3 protein-coding genes are annotated in these 2,921 nt (G+C 58.6%); 2 read left to right on the forward strand and 1 reads right to left on the reverse strand.

What is annotated here, in order from left to right; all coding sequences use genetic code 11:
- A partial coding sequence (locus WBV42_RS20795; protein WP_423987730.1) for a PHP domain-containing protein occupies positions 1 to 420 on the reverse strand: 420 nt, incomplete at its 3' end.
- A 540-nt stretch (positions 421 to 960) separates the two neighbouring features.
- Between WBV42_RS20795 and WBV42_RS20800 the strand changes: the two genes are divergently transcribed.
- Together WBV42_RS20800 and purL are read left to right on the forward strand one after the other, a co-directional pair.
- Positions 961 to 1,125 carry a hypothetical protein gene (locus WBV42_RS20800; RefSeq protein WP_423987731.1) on the forward strand — a complete coding sequence of 55 codons (165 nt, stop codon included), beginning with the start codon at positions 961 to 963 and terminating at the stop codon, positions 1,123 to 1,125.
- Positions 1,126 to 1,822: 697 nt separating this feature from the next.
- The coding region (purL, locus tag WBV42_RS20805; protein ID WP_423987732.1) for a phosphoribosylformylglycinamidine synthase subunit PurL at positions 1,823 to 2,921 on the forward strand (1,099 nt) is incomplete at its 3' end.

Raw genomic sequence — 2,921 nt, forward strand, 5'->3', positions numbered from 1 at the left:
CCCCGTCAACAGGCGCGAGTTGTACACCTCGATAGCGTCGGCCTCCGCGAGTTTCTTTCCCGTAATGTTCGCGGCGACGCCGCTCCGGGATTTCTGAAACGGGTGAGGAACGATGGCGACGCAACCCTGCTCTCGAATTCTGTCGAGCGTCTCGCCGAACGAGAGACCCGGCGGAACGAGTTCTTCGATACCTAACCCCAAGACGTGGCCCGCGCGCGACGTAATCTCCATACCGGGGATGCCGACCAGCCCGTATTCGGGTGCGAGTTTCGCGGCTTCGAGGCTCGCCTCGATTTCGTCGTGGTCGGTCACGGCGATGGCGTCCAAATCGACTGCCTTGGCTTGTTCCAAGAGCAGTTCGACCGGGTCACGACCATCGTGGGAAAGTGCGGAATGACAATGCAACTCGACCGATAGCACGGGGGAACGTTCGCAGTACGTCGGGAAAAGCAACTCGGTCCGTCGTCGATGGTCGTAGATCTACGAAAAACGCCGTAGCTCCATCGTGAACTCAGTTTCTTCTAGAGAGGAATCATGAATTAACTACTCTGGCGCATGAGAGAGGGGCGATGGAGGCAGCATCGCCCATCGAGTGGTGGGTGAAAACGGTCACTCGCGCTTCATGCAATCATAGGCATCGATGTTTGTCGGCGGTACGGGTCCTATTCATCCCCTCCTTCTCCGATCGTCATTGCAGTAGATACAACGCCCACACCATATTTAGATATTGTGGTGAAATAGGACTGTCGAGAGAACATCGTACTTGCAAAATGGAATACTTCCACAAGAGTTAGACAAAATACGGGGAAAAATAACTCAATCGTCCATAGCCAGTTGGTGGCCGTTGTGATCGCTCGCCGAATACGTTCCGCGTGCCGTTGTTCGCCCAGCGGCGACCGAGCTCGCGCGGAATGACATTGTAACACAAAGTATTTGCCGGAAGATTTTCTGCTCAATAGTATGATGGCAGATACACGAACGATTCTCGAGAACCTAACGTTGAAAGCGGTGACGTACGCGACAACACCGGCCGTCGTCCTTTTCATCGGCCTGGTGATGGCCAGTCAAGGACGAGTGCGGGAAGGGTTCCAGTACGTCGGTAGCGATTGGCGCCAGCCGATCTGACTTACGCGACAACGACGCTCCGTCGTGCGTTTCAGGAGGTCAGTATCGAACACACGGACGTGACGGTCGTATCGACGTGTATTCGTGTATAAGGACATGTCGTACTGTCGTCCCCCACGGTACGAACGTCCAACTTTTGCTCGTCGTCTTCCTCTGATTCCGAATTAGCAAGCCATCTCCTTAACCAGGAGCGTGACCAATATACATCGTTGGGGGTGGTACCGTAGGTCGAAGTACACGAATCTATCACGTCACTGTCGGGAATCGGACGGTTCCCGCTCGAACAGCAATTTCTCCCGAAGCGTGGGGTGTTGTGCTCATTCATCCCCACGTTTCCTCGAATCCCCGAACGTATGCCTCGTTTATAGGAGTAGTTCCACTGTAACGAGCGTGATCCACGCCTCCCTCTACCGCGAGCGAACGTGTGTGACAGACGCAAACTCGGTTTTGATTATACATATTTCCGGCCAAAAGAACCATGGAAGTTACGAAGGTGGAATGGTTCGTCGGGGAGCCCATGATTATGATCGCCAAAGCCTCCCCCCGACGACCGTGAGGACGTTCACGACGACTTCACCCACCTATCCTCACGTTCGATGGTAGAAGACGTTCCTATCATTCATCACGGCTATCCGAATCCACACACGTTCGTGCACATGGAAAGGCATTAATCCGCCCTGTTTGTACAAACCAGTGAATGAGTTTGGACGACTCCGACCGAGAGTTGGTCGTCGCGGAACTCGGCCGCGACCCGACATCGGCCGAGGAAGCGCTGTTCGAGAACCTCTGGAGTGAACACTGTGCGTATCGGTCGTCGCGGCCCCTGCTGTCGGCGTTCGAGTCCGAGAGCGACGACGTCGTCATCGGGCCGGGTGACGACGCCGCCGTGGTCGAACTTCCGTCGGCCGACGCCGACTCCACTTACATCACGATGGGTATCGAGAGCCACAACCACCCGTCCTACGTGGATCCGTACGACGGCGCGGCGACGGGCGTTGGCGGCATCGTCCGCGACACGCTGTCGATGGGTGCCTACCCCATCGCGCTCGCGGACAGCCTCTACTTCGGCGGCTTCGACCGCGAGCACTCGCGTTACCTGCTGGAGGGCGTCGTGGAGGGTATCGCCGACTACGGCAACTCCATCGGCGTGCCGACGGTGACGGGAAGCACGCAGTTCCACGAGGACTACGAGGGGAACCCGCTCGTCAACGTGGCCTGCGTCGGACTGCTTCCCGCGGAGCGTCTCATCACGGCCGTAGCGCAGGAACCGGGCAACAAACTCCTGCTCGTCGGCAACTCGACGGGGCGTGACGGACTCGGCGGCGCGAGTTTCGCCAGCGAGGACCTCGGCGAGGACGCGGAGACGGAGGACCGCCCGGCGGTGCAGGTCGGCGACCCGTACACTGAAAAACTGCTCATCGAGGCGAACGAGGAACTCGTTGACGGCCAACTGGTCGAATCCGCACGCGACCTCGGCGCGGCGGGACTCGGCGGCGCGTCGAGCGAACTGGTGGCGAAGGGCGAACTCGGGGGCGACATCGAACTTGGCCGCGTCCACCAGCGCGAACCGAACATGAACGCGATGGAAATCCTGCTGGCCGAATCACAGGAGCGCATGGTGTACGAAGTGCGTCCCGAGAACGTCGATGCAGTCTCCGAGATTGCCGACAAGTACGACCTCGGTTGCACCGTCATCGGCGACGTGACCGACGGCAACTACGTCTGTGAGTTCGAGGGCGAGACGGTCGTGGACGTGCCCGCCGAGTTCCTCGGTGACGGCGCGCCGATGAACGACC

Source organism: Haladaptatus sp. (genome assembly GCF_049589095.1).
In the GTDB taxonomy this organism is placed as follows: domain Archaea; phylum Halobacteriota; class Halobacteria; order Halobacteriales; family Haladaptataceae; genus Haladaptatus.